The organism is Sporosarcina sp. FSL K6-6792 (assembly GCF_038004885.1).
Taxonomy (GTDB): domain Bacteria; phylum Bacillota; class Bacilli; order Bacillales_A; family Planococcaceae; genus Sporosarcina; species Sporosarcina psychrophila.
This window is the reverse complement of the sequence record NZ_JBBOSA010000001.1, coordinates 2,388,555-2,406,430: the sequence shown is the minus strand read 5'-3', so window position 1 is coordinate 2,406,430 and position 17,876 is coordinate 2,388,555. Positions and strand designations below refer to the sequence as shown.

15 protein-coding genes are annotated in these 17,876 nt (G+C 43.3%); 13 read left to right on the top strand and 2 right to left on the bottom strand.

Going from position 1 to position 17,876, the window contains the following annotated elements; genetic code table 11:
* Positions 1-4 precede the first annotated feature (4 nt).
* Complete coding sequence (purD, locus tag MKZ26_RS11740) at positions 5-1,264, top strand: phosphoribosylamine--glycine ligase (protein ID WP_340766303.1); 1,260 nt, start codon at positions 5-7, stop codon at positions 1,262-1,264.
* Positions 1,265-1,336: 72 nt separating this feature from the next.
* Here purD and MKZ26_RS11735 read toward each other — a convergent pair whose 3' ends face one another.
* Positions 1,337-2,029, bottom strand: coding sequence for a class I SAM-dependent methyltransferase (locus MKZ26_RS11735; RefSeq protein ID WP_340766302.1), 693 nt, complete (start codon positions 2,027-2,029; stop codon positions 1,337-1,339).
* 458 nt (positions 2,030-2,487) lie between these two features.
* On the opposite strand from MKZ26_RS11735, the gene MKZ26_RS11730 reads away from it, so the two are divergent.
* From MKZ26_RS11730 to MKZ26_RS11675, 12 genes are all read left to right on the top strand, one after another.
* A complete protein-coding gene (locus MKZ26_RS11730; RefSeq protein ID WP_340766301.1) occupies positions 2,488-4,206 on the top strand; it encodes an adenine deaminase C-terminal domain-containing protein in 1,719 nt (572 codons plus the stop codon).
* Between the two features lie 9 nt (positions 4,207-4,215).
* On the top strand, positions 4,216-5,280 hold the full coding sequence (locus MKZ26_RS11725; protein WP_231885759.1) for a DUF3048 domain-containing protein: 1,065 nt from the start codon (positions 4,216-4,218) through the stop codon (positions 5,278-5,280).
* 27 nt (positions 5,281-5,307) lie between these two features.
* Positions 5,308-5,628 (top strand): YerC/YecD family TrpR-related protein, encoded by a 321-nt coding sequence (locus tag MKZ26_RS11720; RefSeq protein WP_067205613.1) that lies wholly within the window; start codon positions 5,308-5,310, stop codon positions 5,626-5,628.
* A gap of 107 nt (positions 5,629-5,735) precedes the next feature.
* Positions 5,736-6,428, top strand: a complete 693-nt coding sequence (locus tag MKZ26_RS11715; RefSeq protein WP_340766300.1) for a heptaprenylglyceryl phosphate synthase — start codon at positions 5,736-5,738, stop codon at positions 6,426-6,428.
* Positions 6,429-6,480: 52 nt separating this feature from the next.
* Complete coding sequence (gene pcrA / locus MKZ26_RS11710) at positions 6,481-8,718, top strand: DNA helicase PcrA (RefSeq protein WP_067205617.1); 2,238 nt, start codon at positions 6,481-6,483, stop codon at positions 8,716-8,718.
* A gap of 23 nt (positions 8,719-8,741) precedes the next feature.
* Positions 8,742-10,754 carry an NAD-dependent DNA ligase LigA gene (ligA, locus tag MKZ26_RS11705; protein WP_340766299.1) on the top strand — a complete coding sequence of 671 codons (2,013 nt, stop codon included), beginning with the start codon at positions 8,742-8,744 and terminating at the stop codon, positions 10,752-10,754.
* A 4-nt stretch (positions 10,755-10,758) separates the two neighbouring features.
* Positions 10,759-11,889, top strand: coding sequence for a CamS family sex pheromone protein (locus MKZ26_RS11700; protein WP_340766298.1), 1,131 nt, complete (start codon positions 10,759-10,761; stop codon positions 11,887-11,889).
* A 73-nt stretch (positions 11,890-11,962) separates the two neighbouring features.
* Complete coding sequence (gene gatC, locus MKZ26_RS11695) at positions 11,963-12,250, top strand: Asp-tRNA(Asn)/Glu-tRNA(Gln) amidotransferase subunit GatC (protein WP_067205624.1); 288 nt, start codon at positions 11,963-11,965, stop codon at positions 12,248-12,250.
* 25 nt (positions 12,251-12,275) lie between these two features.
* Positions 12,276-13,739, top strand: coding sequence for an Asp-tRNA(Asn)/Glu-tRNA(Gln) amidotransferase subunit GatA (gene gatA / locus MKZ26_RS11690; RefSeq protein ID WP_340766297.1), 1,464 nt, complete (start codon positions 12,276-12,278; stop codon positions 13,737-13,739).
* A gap of 2 nt (positions 13,740-13,741) precedes the next feature.
* Positions 13,742-15,172, top strand: a complete 1,431-nt coding sequence (gene gatB / locus MKZ26_RS11685) for an Asp-tRNA(Asn)/Glu-tRNA(Gln) amidotransferase subunit GatB (protein WP_187046607.1) — start codon at positions 13,742-13,744, stop codon at positions 15,170-15,172.
* Between the two features lie 183 nt (positions 15,173-15,355).
* On the top strand, positions 15,356-15,925 hold the full coding sequence (locus MKZ26_RS11680) for a thioredoxin family protein (protein WP_340767646.1): 570 nt from the start codon (positions 15,356-15,358) through the stop codon (positions 15,923-15,925).
* Between the two features lie 81 nt (positions 15,926-16,006).
* Complete coding sequence (locus MKZ26_RS11675; protein ID WP_340766296.1) at positions 16,007-16,945, top strand: diacylglycerol kinase; 939 nt, start codon at positions 16,007-16,009, stop codon at positions 16,943-16,945.
* Between the two features lie 261 nt (positions 16,946-17,206).
* On the opposite strand, the gene MKZ26_RS11670 is transcribed toward MKZ26_RS11675, so the two are convergent.
* Positions 17,207-17,635 (bottom strand): NUDIX hydrolase, encoded by a 429-nt coding sequence (locus MKZ26_RS11670; protein ID WP_340766295.1) that lies wholly within the window; start codon positions 17,633-17,635, stop codon positions 17,207-17,209.
* Positions 17,636-17,876 lie beyond the last annotated feature (241 nt).

The following is a 17,876-nucleotide window of genomic DNA, read 5'->3' as shown; positions in this document are numbered from 1 at the left end:
TGCATTGAATATACTCGTTATCGGGAGTGGTGGCCGCGAGCATGCGATTGCCAGACAGTTCAATGTCTCCCATTCAGTAAATAAAGTTTTTGTCGCACCCGGCAATGATGGCATGAAAAATGATGCTGAATGTGTGCAAATCGATGCGTTGGATTTTGAGGCACTTGCTTCATTTGCACAAGAGAATCATGTGGACCTGACATTTGTCGGCCCTGAACAACCGCTTGGAGAAGGAATTGTTGATTACTTTACTGAACGTGGATTAACAGCGTTCGGCCCAACGAAAGCGGCGGCGTTGATCGAAGGAAGTAAGTCATTCGCTAAAGAGCTGATGACAAAGTATGCTATTCCGACAGCTGCCTACGGAACATTTACCGATGCAGAAGAAGCAAAAGCGTTTATCCGAGAAAATGGTGCCCCAATTGTCGTTAAAGCAGACGGACTTGCAGCTGGGAAAGGTGTTATCGTTGCGATGACGCTGGAGGATGCGCTTGAAGCAGTCGACGATATGATTGGCAACCAGAAATTCGGCGAATCTTCATCACGTGTTGTTATCGAAGAGTTTTTGGACGGCGAAGAGTTCTCTTACATGTCGTTTGTCCATGACGGTCAAATTTACCCGATGGTTGTCGCGCAGGATCATAAGCGTGCTTATGACGGTGATAGAGGACCGAATACGGGTGGTATGGGCGCTTATTCACCCGTTCCGCAAATTTCGGACGCAGTTGTGAAAGAAGCATACGATAAAGTCGTCGTTCCGACTGTTGAAGCAATGGCTGCAGAAGGGACTCCGTTTACTGGTATTTTATATGCCGGTCTCATTTTGACTGACAAGGGCCCGAAAGTGATTGAGTTCAACGCTCGTTTCGGCGATCCTGAAACGCAGGTCGTCCTTCCACGAATGGCGTCTGACTTTGGTGAATTCATGGCTGCACTTATGGCTGGTAAACCGTATGACTTGAAGTGGGATGACAAAGCGATGTTAGGCGTTGTCATTGCGGCAGATAGATATCCAGGAGATGTAGTAAAAGGGGCGGCATTACCTGATCTTGACGTTTTGTCAGCACATGGCTTAGAAGTCTTCCATGCAGGCACAAAATCAAGTGGTGAAGGCTTCGTTGGTAATGGGGGACGTGTACTCCTCATTACAGCGAAAGCAGATTCATTGAAAGAAGCGCAGGTTGAGGTTTATAAAGGCTTGTCTCAATTAGAATGGAACGGATTCTTCTACAGGCAGGACATTGGCTGGCGTACGTTTGAATAAGAAATCCCCAAATCTATCTAGGTGATGGATTTGGGGATTTTTTTATTTGAGGAGATTTACTTGTTTTTCTTATTATTCGGCTTTACAAATCCACCCACCAAAGATGTTAGTCGTAAAGAATTTGGCGATATTACTAAAACCTGCTTCTTGCAATAAAAGTACAATCTCCTCTTCAGGAATAAAGGAAAGCTTCCGTACTGTTTTCTCCATTTCATTTACCTCTGCTTCAGTTAAATTTGTTGAATCCAACCAGTACGCTTTCCATAGAGCGAATAGCTCATTAAATGCGGGATCGCTCGGGTTCCCGTACATGGATGCCATAACGAATGGAGCACCAGGCGAAAGATGATGTCGGATCTTTTTCAGTAGGATCTTTTTTTCATCGATATCTTCAATGAAATGGAGGACGAGCATACAGGTTGCAGCCCCGAACAGTTTCTCGTCTGTTACATCATTGACAGTTCCTTCGATGAATTCCACGCGGTCATCTATCTTCAAGTCAATTGCTTTCATTCGCGCGAAGTCAAGCATTGGTGGTGCAGGATCTACTGCTGTAAATGTCCACTCGGGATTAGTTGGTCCTAACGTAGCAAGTTCATTGCCGCCACCCGCCCCAATTATCAATACACTTTCTTGTTGTGTTATGTTTGCTCGAAGATAAGCCTGTATAAGTTTGAACATCGAATCGTAGGTAGGCAACGTTCGGCGCACTCCTCTGTCATATTCTGCGGCCATCTCTTTATCAAACTCCATCTTGTCGGTCATTTTATCAAATCCAATCGATTGTAATATTATACTATTTCGTCAAAAGGTGTCGGAACCCTTTTACTGAGGAAAGGTTCGCAACGTATCTCTGAAAGTGAACACCGCGCCGCGTAAACTAAACAACAAAGTTGAGAAAGTATGCAACGTATCAAGAATTATGCAACGTATCTCCGGAAGTAAACAACGCTATTCGTAAACTAAACAACACACCGCGTAAACTAAACAACAAAGTTGAGAAAGCATGCAACGTATCAAGAAGTTCGCAACGTTACCTCAAAAGTAGACAACAGAATACCAAAAGTTAACAACGTTCAGTATAAACTTCACAACGCCCGCCTCAATATGAACTCCTCGTTTGTCCGAAATAACAAAAAATGTCTACTGAACTCCCTATTTATTTCCTCAATGCTATGCTACGATAAATAGTATGAATAGTTCAGTCAAAGGGAGAGTGTATCATGTGGGAGCCTAAAGAAATAAAAGACCAACTACATATGATCGACGGCAAGAAGGCGCCGGACCTCATTATTACTAATGCAGAATATTTACATTCAATCTATAAAAAATGGGTGACAGGCAACATTTGGATTGCTGGCGATCGGATTGTGTACGCCGGGAAGGAAATGCCGGCAATGACAGAAGGCGCCGAAATCTTCGATGCTACAGGGAAGAAAATTGTTCCTGGTTATATTGAGCCGCATGTTCATCCGTTTCAATTGTACAACCCGCGGACGTTTGCGGATTATGCATCGCGGCTTGGGACAACGACATTCATTTCGGATAATCTTATATTATTCATGTCTCTTGATAACGAAACATCGTTTGGGCTGCTTGATGAGTTAAATAAATTACCGTTTTCATTTTACTGGTGGGCACGGTTTGATTCACAGACGATTCTACAGAATGAGGCTGAACTGTTTAATCTAGCTTCTATTAAAGAGTGGATTGAGCGTCCAGAAGTATTGGTGGGCGGGGAGTTGACGGGTTGGCCTCGGCTCATGACAGGGGAACCCAATATGGTCGCCTCTGTAAATGCTGCAAAAATAGGGGGCAAGAAAATAGAAGGGCATTTCCCTGGTGCCTCTGAGCGGACGTTGGCACGGATGCGTCTTCTTGGAACAGACGGTGATCATGAAGCGATGACGATAGAAGAGGTAGAGGCACGGCTACTGCACGGGTATGGAGTGACCTTACGCTATTCATCCATTCGTCCGGATCTTCCCCATTTATTGAAAGACATTGTTGCCAAAGAATTAAATGTGTTTGATCACTTGATGATGACGACGGATGGATCGACACCTTCATTTCACCTCGATGGCGTAATGGATAAATGTATCCGTGCCGCGCTTGAAGCGGGGGTTCCGCCAATTGATGCATACCAGATGGCATCTTATAACGTTGCGCGCTATTATGATATGACCGATTTACACGGATTCATTGCGACAGGTCGTTTTGCAACGCTAAATATGCTGGAGGATGAGTACAATCCAGTGCCGACGGATGTTTTATCCAAAGGAAAATGGTTGAAACGTGAAAATGAATCGACGGAACCTTTCCCAGCCATTGATTGGTCGTTTGTGAAAGCGTTCGCACCGAATTTCGATCTTGATGAATCAGATTTCATATTTGACAATCCGGTTGGTATCGAAATGCTCAACGACGTCATTACAAAACCGTATAATGTGACGATTGACACAAAGGTCGATAAACTTGCGGATGATCACGATGAAAGTTTCCTTATGCTTCTCGATAGAAATGGAAAATGGCATGTCAATACAGTTATTAAAGGGTTCGCAACAGGAATTCAAGGCTTTGCATCTTCGTATTCGAATACAGGGGATATTATCTTAATCGGCAAAGATAAAAAAGAAATGCACAATGCCTTCAAGGAAATTAAACGAATCGGTGGCGGTATGGTGCTCTCGGAAAACGGCGGTATCGTCGCGACTCTTCCACTGGCAATCGGTGGCGGTTTATCGGCAGAACCGGTTCAAAAATTGATTGAGCAGGAGATAGAATTGAAACAGGCACTGGCAGATCGTGGTTACACGAAAGGCGATGCAGTCTATACGTTGCTTTTCTTGCAATCAACACACTTACCGTACATACGCATCACACAGATGGGGCTGTACGATGTTATGAAAAAAGAAATGATTGTTCCGGTAACCGGAAGATAGGAGGCGTAAATGGAGAAGAAAATGAGAGGGTGGCTATTGTACATAGCTATCTTAATGTTGCTGTTAGCGGCGTGTTCGAAAGAAGAGAAGGCGGAGGACGTTGTACCCGAGCCGATAGAGGAAGAGGAAGAAGTAATCGTTGAAGAAGAACCTGTACAGGGGCCAACCTTGTATAAAGAACCGTTCACTGGTGTTCTATCAGAAGAGGAAAGTACCCGTCGCGCAGTTCTGATGACGATTAACAATCATCCACTTGCAAGGCCACAATCAGGCATTAGTGATGCAGATATTGTCTATGAACTTGCAGCAGAAGGCAACATTACAAGGCTTTTGGCATTATTCCAAAGTGAGCTACCTGAAGAAATCGGTCCTATCCGCAGTGCGAGGGATTACTTTGTCCAAATCTCAAAAGGACTTGACGCATTTTACGTGGCGCACGGATATAGCCCAGATGCCAAACAAATGCTGCAAAATCGTTTCGTGGATAATATAAACGGTATGCAATATGATGGAACGCTTTTCAATCGCTCCAAAGAACGAAGAGCTCCGCATAATTCATATATAACGAAAGATAATGTGCTAGCAGGTATGGAGAAAACCAATTCGTCGATAGAATTGTCCGTAATACCGGCATTTTCTTTCCTAGATTCGATAGAAGGTGCTAAAATAGGGGATATCGCATCGATGCTTGTTGTTCGTTATGGCACAGACCCGGACTTTACAAGCACGTATTCCTACGATGCCGAAAAAGGAACGTACAATAGAATGGTAAAAGGGATCCTAACAGTCGATAAATCCAACGAAAAGCCAGTGGAACTGTCTAATATACTTATATTCGAAACAGCTCATCGTACAATCGATAACGTCGGCAGACAGTCAGTCGATATTGAATCGGGCGGTAGAGGTATGATGTTCCATGCAGGTATTGAAAAGGAAATCGAATGGGAAAATATTGACGGAATCCTAACACCGATGGAAAATGGTGTTCCTGCGAAACTTGTTCCGGGTAAAACGTGGATTCACATCGTTTCGACTCAACCTGGAATGGAAACGTCTGTCACATATACCCCTTAGGAAATTCATTCAGAGAGAGGGAGACATATGCAAATCGACAAAATCCGTGGTCATCAGACGGACCAACTATTTAAAGCAATGCTCGAATTAAAAGACCTCGATGAATGTTATGAATTCTTTGATGATCTCGTCACGATAAGTGAATTGCAGTCACTCGCCCAACGCTTGGAAGTGGCGCAAATGCTTATGATGAAGAAGACGTACGATAAGATACAAGGTGAGACAGGTGCCAGTACTGCAACTATCTCAAGAGTACGACGCTGTGTGGATTACGGCTCTGGCGGGTATGGAAAAGTACTTGGACGCCTCTATCCGCAAGTGAATGAAGAGGAAGCGGAGACTAAATAAGCACTTCAGGTGCCTTACGCTTTTAGGTAGAACCGGACAGGGAAAGAATCTGTCCGGTTTTTTTGGTATACTAGAGAAACGTACATTATAAGATTGGGTGGTCAAACATGGATTTCACTACATGGCGTCATGCCTTTAAATTAGATCCTGAAAAAACAGTGACAGACGAACAATTGGAACTGCTTGCAGAGTCAGGAACAGATGGAATTATTGTTGGTGGAACAGATGGAGTGACGCTCGATAACGTACTCGATTTGCTCGTCCGTATTAGAAGGTATTCCGTTTCAGTTGCACTTGAGATATCGACAGTTGACTCGGTGACACCGGGTTTTGATTATTATTTCATCCCAACGGTGCTTAACTCAACGAAAGTCGAATGGATTAATGGACTTCATCATTCCGCGCTTCGTGAATATGGACATATGATGGACTGGGATGAAATTCAACCGGAAGGGTATTGCATTATGAACCCCGATTGTAAAGCGGCGAAATTGACTGGAGTGACAGAAGTTCCGGACGAAGAGGATGTCGTCGCTTATGCTCGCATGGCAGAACATCTATTCAAATTACCCATTTTTTATTTGGAGTACAGCGGTATGTATGGTGAACCTAAAATAGTAGAAGCAGCATCACGCGTGCTCGAAAAAACTCGCCTATTTTATGGAGGCGGCATTAGGAATGGTGAAGATGCTAAAAAGATGGCTGAAATTGCGGATACAATTATCGTTGGTAACGTCATCTATGAAGATTTCAAGGCGGCATTGGGAACAGTAGACGCGGTGAAAACGGTTTCCCGTTAAGGCCAAATCAGTGTATAATAAAAGAACAAATGTTCCGAGAGGGCGATAATAGATGAATAAAATAGCAGAAGACTTACTTATAGGTATGAACCCAGAACAAGCACGCGCAGTGAAGAAAACAGAAGGTGCACTGCTTATTATGGCGGGTGCTGGCTCTGGTAAAACACGAGTCCTAACACATCGGATTGCCTATCTCGTCGTTGAGAAAAACATTTATCCTTCCAATATTCTCGCGATTACATTCACTAACAAAGCGGCACGTGAAATGCGTGACCGTATTGATGGACTGCTTGGTGCTGGCACAGGCGAGCGGATGTGGGTTTCGACATTCCACTCAATGTGTGTCCGAATACTGCGACGTAACGTTGATCGAATCGGTATTTCAACATCATTTTCGATTCTCGATTCAGCCGATCAATTGTCGGTTATTAAAAGCGTTTTGAAAACGTTGAACCTTGATGCGAAACAATATGAACCACGTTCAATGCTGAATGCTATTAGCTCAGCGAAAAACGAGTGTATTGATGCAGAAATGTACCGCGCACAAATCAACCCTCATAACCCCTATGAAAAAACGATTGCAGACGTCTATGATGGCTATGCAAAGCGGTTGCGTAAAAACCAATCATTCGATTTTGACGATTTAATCATGATGACGTTGGTCTTATTCGAACGTGTACCAGATGTCCTTGAATTTTATCAAAACAAATTCCAATACATTCATGTGGATGAATACCAGGATACAAATAACGCACAGTATAGGCTTGTTAATATGCTGGCGGCTAAATTTAAAAACTTATGTGTTGTTGGAGACTCTGACCAATCTATCTATAGATGGCGCGGTGCGGACATCGGCAATATTCTGTCCTTTGAAAAAGACTATAAAAATGCCGAAATGATTATGCTTGAGCAAAACTATCGTTCGACACAACGCATCTTACAGGCAGCGAACGACGTCATAACAAATAACAAGAGCCGCTATGATAAAAAGCTACGCACAGATAATGAAGAAGGCGATTCAATTTATGTCTACAAAGCAAGCGATGAAAAAGATGAATCGCAGTTTGTCGTAGGTAAAGTTATTGAATTGCAAGAGCAGGAGAAACTAAAACTCGACCAATTTGCAGTTTTGTATCGTACAAATGCTCAGTCGCGCGTTATCGAGGAATATCTTGTGAAATCCAATCTCGATTACACAATTGTTGGTGGCACGAAGTTTTATGAACGGAAAGAGATTAAAGACTTGCTTGCATATTTAAAACTCGTATCCAACAATGACGATGATCTTGCACTGGCCCGGATTATTAATGAACCAAAGCGCAGTATTGGTGCTACTTCATTCGATAAAATGGCGCGCTTTGCAATAGAACATGACCGCTCCATTTTTGACGCATTACAAGAAGTTGACTTTATGGGCATTACGTCAAGAGCTGCAAATGAAGTTGCCAAGTTCCGAGAGCTGATCGCAGGATTTACTCGAATGCAGGAATACTTATCGGTGACTGAACTTGTTGAGCAAATACTTGATAAATCGGGTTACCGCGAAATGCTTCATCGTGAAAAAACAATTGAGTCAGAAAGTCGTCTGGAAAATATCGAAGAGTTTTTATCTGTAACGGAAGCTTTTGAAAAACGTGCAGAAGAAGATACAGGTGACAAATCATTAGTCGCCTTCCTGACAGATCTTGCGCTCATCGCAGATATTGATTCACTTGATAAAGAAGAGAACAAATCTACAGAGAAAATTGTCCTTATGACGATGCACGCCGCCAAAGGTCTTGAATTTCCTGTTGTCTTCATTATCGGAATGGAAGAAAACGTCTTCCCGCACTCCCGTTCAATGGGAGATGACGAGGAGATGGAAGAAGAAAGGCGTCTTGCGTATGTGGGAATCACGCGTGCAGAGCAAAAACTCTATCTAACTTCCGCATCGTACCGTACGCTTTATGGACGTGCGAGCTATAATAGCCCTTCACGTTTCATTGCAGAAATATCGGATGACATTACGGAAATTGTTTCAAGAGATTCCGGATTCTCCATTGGAGGCGGATCCAAAGCACGTAATGAAGCACCTGTGCGATCTGCTGTTAAAAAGCCTGTATATAATACCAGTGGTGGAGACAAAATGGGATGGAGCCCTGGCGACAAAGCGGTTCACAAAAAGTGGGGAACCGGCATGATTGTCAGCGTAAAAGGGACAGGCGAAGAAGTAGAACTGGACATCGCATTTCCAAATCCAGTCGGAGTCAAACGTCTCTTAGCAAAATTTGCACCAATTGAAAAAGCATGATGGCTGAAGGAGAGAAAAAATCGATGGATCGACTTGAACTCGAAAAACGGGTGGAAGAATTGAATAACCTGCTTCATCAGTATGGTCATGCTTATTATGCGCTTGATAAACCGCTTACTTCCGACGCAATCTATGACCAATATATGCAGGAACTGTTGTCGATTGAAGCGGAAAATCCTGACCTCATTTATCCGGACTCCCCCTCACAGCGTGTAGGTGGAGAGATACTGAAGGGATTTGGAAAAGTCGTTCACGAGTTTCCGATGCTTAGTCTATCGAATGCATTCAATGAAGAAGATTTGAGAGAATTTGACAGGCGTGTCAAGGCGGCAGCAGGACACGATGTTTCGTATATTTGTGAACTCAAAATAGATGGGCTTGCTATTTCGCTCAGATATGTCGACGGAAAGTTTGTACAAGGCTCAACTCGTGGAGATGGTACAGTTGGGGAAGATATAACGGCAAGTTTAAAAACAATCCGGACAATCCCACTTCGACTGAAAGAATCTGTTGCGATTGAAGTTCGCGGCGAGGCTTATATGCCGAAGCAATCGTTCGTGAAATTGAATGCAATGCGCGACGAAGCCGGCGATGAACCGTTCGCCAATCCACGTAACGCGGCGGCAGGCTCACTTCGCCAACTCGATCCAAAAATAGCAGCGAGCCGAAATTTGGCGATATTCGTTTATGGAATCGGTGGCGATGGCAGTTTATTCGGACAAGATAGCCATTCAGACTCACTGGATTACCTTGCTGCGCTTGGCTTTGAAACGAACAAAGAACGCAAGCGATGCGCCACAATTGAAGAAGTGATTGACTATGTTGGGGAGTGGGGGGAAAACCGTTCCGCTCTTGACTATGAAATCGACGGGATTGTTGTAAAAGTCGATAACTTTGAGGATCAGGAACAGCTTGGATTTACGGCGAAAAGTCCGAAATGGGCGACTGCTTACAAGTTTCCCGCTGAGGAAGTCGTCACAACGTTGCTAGATATAGAGCTTAGTGTTGGCAGAACAGGTGTAGTGACTCCAACAGCTATACTTCAACCAGTTCTTGTCGCGGGATCGACTGTAGGACGCGCATCATTGCATAATGAGGATCTCATTAAAGAGAAAGACGTTCGAATCGGCGACACAGTTATTATCCGAAAAGCAGGAGATATTATTCCGGAGGTAGTCGCTGCAATTGTGGAAAAACGTACTGGCGATGAAGTACCTTTTGAAATGCCAACGAACTGTCCTGTCTGTGATTCAGAACTCGTTCGAATCGAGGAAGAAGTTGCGATACGTTGTGTTAATCCACAATGTCCAGCACAGATGAAAGAAGCAATTATTCACTTCGTGTCCCGCAATGCAATGAATATCGAAGGAATTGGTGAACGGGTAGTTGACCTTTTGTACAAGGCAGATCTTGTCCACGACGTCTCGGATCTATATACGCTGACAAGAGAGCAATTAATTGAACTCGAACGCATGGGTGAAAAATCCGTCTCGAATCTACTAACTGCAATTGAAGCATCAAAAGAAAATTCACTTGAAAAAATGCTCTTTGGACTAGGTATCCGCCATGTAGGTGAAAAAGCGGCTGCAATACTTGCAGAGGAGTTCGGAACACTTGCTGATCTAATGGTAGCCGATGCAGAGCGGCTTATAACCATCCACGAAATCGGGGACAAGGTAGCCGATTCAATTACGACCTATTTTAGTAATGAAAAAGTTCTTGAAGTGCTTCGAAAGCTGGAGGCTTACGGATTGAATACAGCCTATAAAGGACGGAGGCGGCAAGATGTCCCGACAGACGGCCTATTTTCTGGCAAGACTGTTGTCCTAACAGGGAAACTATCCATTTTGACCCGTGGCGAAGCGAAAGAGAAAATCGAAGCATTCGGCGGAAAAGTGAGTGGTAGCGTGAGTAAAAAGACAGATCTTGTGATTGCAGGGGAAGACGCCGGCTCGAAATTGGCAAAAGCCGAGGAACTTGAAATTACTGTGTGGAATGAAGCAGAGTTGATTGAAGCACTTGGCGAAAAGGAGTAATTATATGATGAGAAAAATAGGTATACTACCTGGACTTGCAGCCATTCTTCTGCTTGGAGGGTGTCTTCCTTCATTCGGAACAGAGAAAGAGGAAGCCATCCAGGAGAACGACGAAAGCATTGAAGAGACTGTCATGATACCGGATGTCCAATTAAAAGAAGAGTTTTACAAGACACCTATCTCTTTCAAGAAAAGTGCGAGTCGTGGTCTAATCGTAAACAATATCTATACAAAATACGATATGCAGGAAGCAGAGGAAGGGCTCTTACGTCTTTCCAATCAGCATTTTAATCCGAAAAACCATTACTTTCAGGAAGGGCAACATATCGACAAGGAGACTGCCCAGGCCTGGCTATCAAGAAGTTCAGCGAATAAAGCTGGTTTGAATCCGCCCATCGAGGAAGGCATGAACGAAGAGACAGCCTCGGAAGTGGCGCCGAATTATCTGGCCCATATCGTCGAACAGAACTACCTCGTAATGACGGATGACAAGAAACTCCATCTTGCCGGGATTTCCGTCGGTCTAGCACTTAATTCAACCAGCTATTCGAGAAGTGGAAAAGAGACCAAAATAACGGATAAGGTACTTGAGAAGCAAGGTATGAAAATGGCTGAAGAAGTTGTAAAGCGGCTGCGTACACAGGAAGGGCTATCAGATATCCCGATTGTTGTCGGACTGTTTAAGCAAGAGAGCCGCAACTCCATTGTCCCAGGCACTTATTTTGCAACAGCCATCGCTGGAAAAGGGCAATCGGCACCGACAGGTTGGAAAGTAGTTAACGAGAAGTATGTTGTTTTCCCAGCGTCTTCTGCGAATGGCGAATATAGAGAAATGAATACTACATTTGATAGCTTTAAACAGGATATCGATGCGTATTTCCCGAGTTTCGTCAACGTCATAGGCACCGGATTTTATAAAGACAACAACTTAAAGTCGCTTGAAATAAAAGTACCAATCCAATTCTTTGGTACAAGTGAAACGATCGGTTTCACGCAATATATGACGGCACTCGTTAATCAATATTTCCCGAATGTGCATACAGAAGTAAGTATAACGTCCGTCAATGGACCGGAAGCATTAATCGTGAAAGAGGCCGATAATGATAAGCCATTCGTTCATATTTACGGCTATTGATCAACATAACTTTTCATCATAATAGGAAGATGATATGATTAACCGTACAATTCAAAGAGGAGGAGGAGAAACAATGACACAATTGACGATAGATGAAGTGAAACGTCACGCAGGTCTTGCAAGGATTGCTATGACAGACGCTGAGGCAGAAATGTTTGCTGAGCAACTCGAAGACATGATTGGATTTTCCATTAAACTAGAAGAAGTGGACACTGAGCAGATTGCTCCAATGACACATCCACTGCCGCTTTTCAATGTATTACGTAAGGATATTCCGACAGACGCACTTGACAGGGAAGAGATGCTGAAGAGCGTGAAAGAGCATGAAGACGGACAAATCAAAGTGCCGACTATCATTTGATGAATGGATTTAAGGAGGAAGAAAAATGACGTTATTTGAAAAGACGGCAACAGAACTTCAGTCGCTATTACATAATCGGGAAGTATCTGTCAAAGAACTGACGGAGGAGTCACTAGCCCGTATTGAAAAGATGGATGGAAAAGTACAAGCTTTCCTCTCAACAAATGGCGAACAGGCACTCGCTAAAGCGGAAGAATTGGACAACCAGCCATTAGAAGGACGGGGACCTCTATTCGGGTTACCGATCGGTCTGAAAGATAATATCGTTACAAAAGGCATTGTTACAACTGCTGCAAGTAAGATGCTTGAAGGCTTCGTACCAGTTTACGATGCAACAGTTGTTGATAAAATCAATGAAGCAGGTATGGTATCAATCGGGAAACTAAACATGGACGAATTCGCCATGGGTTCAACGACAGAGCGATCTGCATTCAAGACAACGCATAATCCATGGAATCTCGATTACGTTCCTGGAGGCTCATCAGGCGGTCCAGCGGCGGCAGTTGCAGCCGGCGAAGTAGCATTCGCACTTGGTTCAGATACAGGCGGCTCTGTCCGTCAACCCGCTGCATTTTGTGGTGTTGTTGGCATGAAGCCAACATACGGTCGCGTATCACGTTCTGGTCTTGTTGCTTTCGCATCATCACTAGACCAAATTGGTCCGATTACGCGCAACGTTGAAGACAATGCATTGCTACTAAGTGCAATTGCAGGCTTAGATGCAAAAGATTCATCTACATCTCCGCAGGCTGTTCCTGATTTCCGTGCTGCACTAACTGGCGACATCAAAGGCTTAAAAATCGGCGTTCCAGCCGAGTATTTAGGTGAAGGTGTATCTGAAGAAGCGAAAAATGCAGTATTGGAAGCGCTCAAAGTACTCGAATCACTTGGTGCTGAGTGGGAAGAAGTTTCACTTCCACATTCGAAGTATGCATCTGAAGTCTACTATGTCATATCATCTTCTGAAGCATCATCGAATCTTGCACGTTTTGACGGGATTCGTTACGGTTATCGTGCTGAAGGCGTCAAGGATCTTGAAGAATTATACGCGCGTACACGTTCTGAAGCTTTTGGCAATGAAGTGAAAAAACGTATTTTATTCGGTATGTATTCATTAGGGGCAGCTCAACACGGTGGTTTATATGTGAAATCGCAAAAAGTGCGTACACTAATTGCACAAGACTTTGCTACTCTTTTCGAAAAATACGATGTAATCATCGGACCTTCATCTGCGACAACGGCTTATAAAATTGGTGAAAAACTCGAAGATCCGTTGACGCTGTATGCAAACGACATTTTAACAGTTCCGATTAACCTTGCGGGTGTACCGGCAATTTCGGTTCCATGCGGATTTTCGAATGGACTTCCACTTGGTCTTCAAATTATCGGGAAACATTACGATGAAGCGACACTCTACAAAGTTGCACATGCTTACGAACAAGCGACTGATTTCCATACACAAACTCCAGTCATATGGGAGGGGAAATAATAATGAACTTTGAAACAGTAGTAGGACTTGAAGTCCACGTAGAACTTAAAACAAATTCGAAAATCATGTCCCCAGCTCATGCACATTTTGGTGCGGAACCAAACATGAACATTCATGTGATTGACTTGGCTTATCCAGGTGTATTACCGGTGATGAACGAACAAGCAGTTGATTTCGGTATGAAAGCTGCAATGGCACTTAACTGTGAAATTGCGCCTATTACTAATTTCGACCGTAAGCATTACTTCTATCCCGATAATCCGAAAGCTTACCAAATCTCTCAAGATGACCGTCCAATTGGTGCAAATGGTTGGGTAGAAATCGAAGTTGATGGTAAAAAGAAAAAGATTCGTATTGAACGCGTTCACCTTGAAGAAGATGCAGGGAAATTAACACATACCGATGAAGGTCACTCGCTTGTTGACTTAAACAGACAAGGTGTACCATTAATTGAAATTGTAACTGAAGCTGATGTACGGTCTCCTGAAGAAGCGTATGCTTTCCTTGAAAAATTGAAAGCTATCATTCAATACACAGGTGTTTCCGATGTCCGTATGGAAGAAGGATCACTCCGTTGTGACGCCAACATTTCTATCCGTCCGTTTGGACAAGAGGAATTTGGAACGAAAACGGAATTGAAAAACTTGAACTCATTCAACTTCGTTCGTAGAGGAATCGCATATGAAGTGGATCGTCAAGAAGAAGTTTTATTATCCGGTGGTAAAATCGAACAGCAAACACGCCGTTACGATGAAGCAACAGGTAAAACAATTCTTATGCGCGTCAAAGGTCCAGCGAATGATTATCGCTTTATTCCTGAACCTGATTTGACAGATATTCATATCGATGAGGCATGGATGGCACGTGTTCGTGCTGAAATCCCAGAACTTCCGGACGCTCGTAAGGACCGTTATATCAACGACCTTGACTTACCTGCTTACGATGCGATGGTATTGACACTGACAAAAGATATGTCTGATTTCTTCGAAGCAACTGTTACGGCGGGAGCGGATGCGAAGCTTGCATCTAACTGGCTTATGGGTGAAGTTTCAGCTTATCTAAATGCAGAGGCAAAAGAACTTGATGCTACGGCATTAACGCCTGAAGGACTTGCAAGTATGATTAAGCTGATTACAGATGGTACAATTTCATCTAAAATCGCGAAAAAAGTGTTCAAGGAATTGATTGATAACGGCGGAAATGCAGCAGACATCGTCAAAGAAAAAGGACTTGTCCAAATTTCTGATGAAGGCACGCTTCGCACAATCGTCACTGAAACATTAGATGCAAACGAACAATCGATTGAAGACTATAAAAACGGGAAAGAGCGCGCGGTAGGCTTCCTCGTTGGTCAAATTATGAAAGCGACGAAAGGTCAGGCAAACCCGCCACTCGTCAATAAAATTCTTCTTGAGGAAATTGCGAAGAGGTAATCAGAAAAGCGTAAGGCGCCTTGACACCATTTTTAGGCGAAAACTTATTATTTCCTATTTTTAATTGAGACGTTCTGCATAAGACTTTTCCAAGTCCCTGTACAGAGCGTCTTTTTTTAATCTCGTAATTTGATTCGCGGGAAGGGACGACGTACAATTAAAGAAAAGGAGTGTGGATGATTGATGAAAACTGAACAACAATACTTTGATGAAGCCATTTCACTCGAACAGTATATGAATAAGATGGAAAAACATAAAGAAGAAAGTTTTCGCATTTATGAACAATTCGAAGTGCCGGCAGATGATGAATTCATCGAGCTATTAAAAGTAAAGAAACCGAATATCTTAGTCATTACGGAAGATTGGTGCGGAGACGCTATGATGAACAATCCGGTTCTTCGAAGAATAGCGGAAGCCGCGGGTCTTGACGTACGTACGGCATACCGTGATGCAGATACGGACTTAATCGACAAACATCTGACAAATGGAGGTAGGTCGATTCCTGTATACTTATTGCTTGATGAAGACGGGGAAGTCGAGGCGAAATGGGGACCGCGAGCAGCTGCCATTCAAGAATATGTTTTAGAATTGCGCAAAGACTTACCTGCAGCTGGTTCACCAGTTTATAAAGAAAAACAGCAGGCATTCATCGAGCGGATTACTGCCGAATATACATCCAAGCCAGAGCTGTGGTTGACAGTATACGATGACATTCGTAAAACATTCTTACCGGTATTGCAGAAACAATCTTAAGTGCCAAGTGGCATGTCTTATTAATAGAGCATTTTAGCTGATTCTTTTAAAAAACATATGTACGAATAGAGGGAATTACGGATGAAACGAGCAAGAATTATTTATAATCCGACGTCGGGACGCGAAGCATTCCGCAAACACCTGGGTGAGGTACTCGAGAAGCTTGAAAAGGCCGGTTATGAAACATCTTGTCATGCGACAACGTGTGAAGGAGATGCAACAGAAGCAGCTAAACATGCTGTAGAAGCTGGTTTTGACCTTGTAATTGCTTCAGGTGGGGATGGCACATTGAACGAAGTCATCGCGGGCGTGAGTCCATTTGACAAACGTCCGAAAGTTGGACTTATTCCTACTGGAACGACGAACGACTTTGCGCGCGCGTTACGTATTCCTCGTGATATTAACGAAGCGGTAGATATTATCATTCGTGGAGAAACGATACCTGTCGATGTTGGTTTAATGAACGATCGCCACTTTATTAATATTGCAGGTGGCGGCAGATTGACCGAATTGACATATGATGTCCCAAGCAGATTGAAGACAGTACTTGGGCAGCTTGCTTATTATTTAAAAGGTATTGAGATGTTGCCGTCGATCCACTCTACTCACGTCAAGATTGAATACGATGGTGAAGTATTTGAGGATGAAGCAATGATGTTTCTCGTCGGCTTAACGAATTCAGTCGGCGGCTTTGAAAAACTTGCCCCAGGTTCAAGCATTAATGACGGGAAATTCACTTTGCTCATCCTGAAAAAGTGTAATATCGCCGAATTCATACGTGTTGTTTCGCTTGCTCTCAGAGGTGAGCATCTAGATGATCCGCTTGTTATTTCAACTAAAGCAGAAAAGATTACAGTGACATCCACTGAAAAGGTCCTCCTCAATCTGGATGGAGAATACGGTGGAGTATTACCGGCAAGGTTTGAAAATCTTTACAGGCATATTGAGATGTTTGTTCCTATGAGTGAATTACGGAACGAGGATCGAGTAGACCTACCGGATTCTTCTGTAGAGTCGTAAATTGCAGTCAGGATTAGGTAGTTAGTGGATTGGACAAAATGAGCTGTAAGGATGCCGAAAGTGGGCATTCTTACAGCTCATTTTCTAAAAGATAAGAAAAGATAAGAATTTCACTTTGGAGTAGTGTCTAGGGAGGTGCCTTTAAAGTACATCACAGCTGTGGCCTTGAAGTAGGCCCTGCAAGGATACAGGTATTAGTGGGGAGGGATTTGAATTACATCCCTCCTTCTTGTTGTGACAGGACGGCGCCTTTCGCTTTTCTTAAATAAATTCTATTGCCTGATCTTGATTGGCGGCTAGTTCGGGCAACTTGTTGATGGGTACCCAGCGATGGCAAAATATCATACCGTCGTCTTCACCACCTCCATATACACGGTGTTCCCACCCATCATGTTCTTTACCGATAAACGTGAGGTGGAAAATATTCCTCTCATAGATAACATTCTTATGTTCAGGGAAGTAATTCGATTTAATAACTTTCCCTTTCAACTCTAAATTTTCTCTATTAATACCTGTTTCTTCTTCGATTTCCCGATATAATGCGTCTATCAGAAGCTCGACCTCTTCAATTGTTCCTCCGGGGACCTGTAAGCCGGCGTTAGGATTATCTTTATGCTCGAACACCAGAATTTCACGCTTGGTACCCTCACCTTTTGTAATATAAGCTAATACTTTTCTTTTTAGTTCCACTGTGTTCACCCCGCTTTAGTTTATTAAATATACACAATATTCCGTCCTCCGGCAAGCAGGTACTTTGCTACATATTTGTTGAAATAAAGAATTTCATTGAATTCATTAAAGCTATTCATTGTTGAACGCCTTCGTTCACTTTTTATATTGGTATTCACTTGTTCAACATGTCTAGTCACAAATAGTTCATGTAAATCGTTTTAAACGTAACTACTGGGTGGTATAGAGGGTATACAATAGA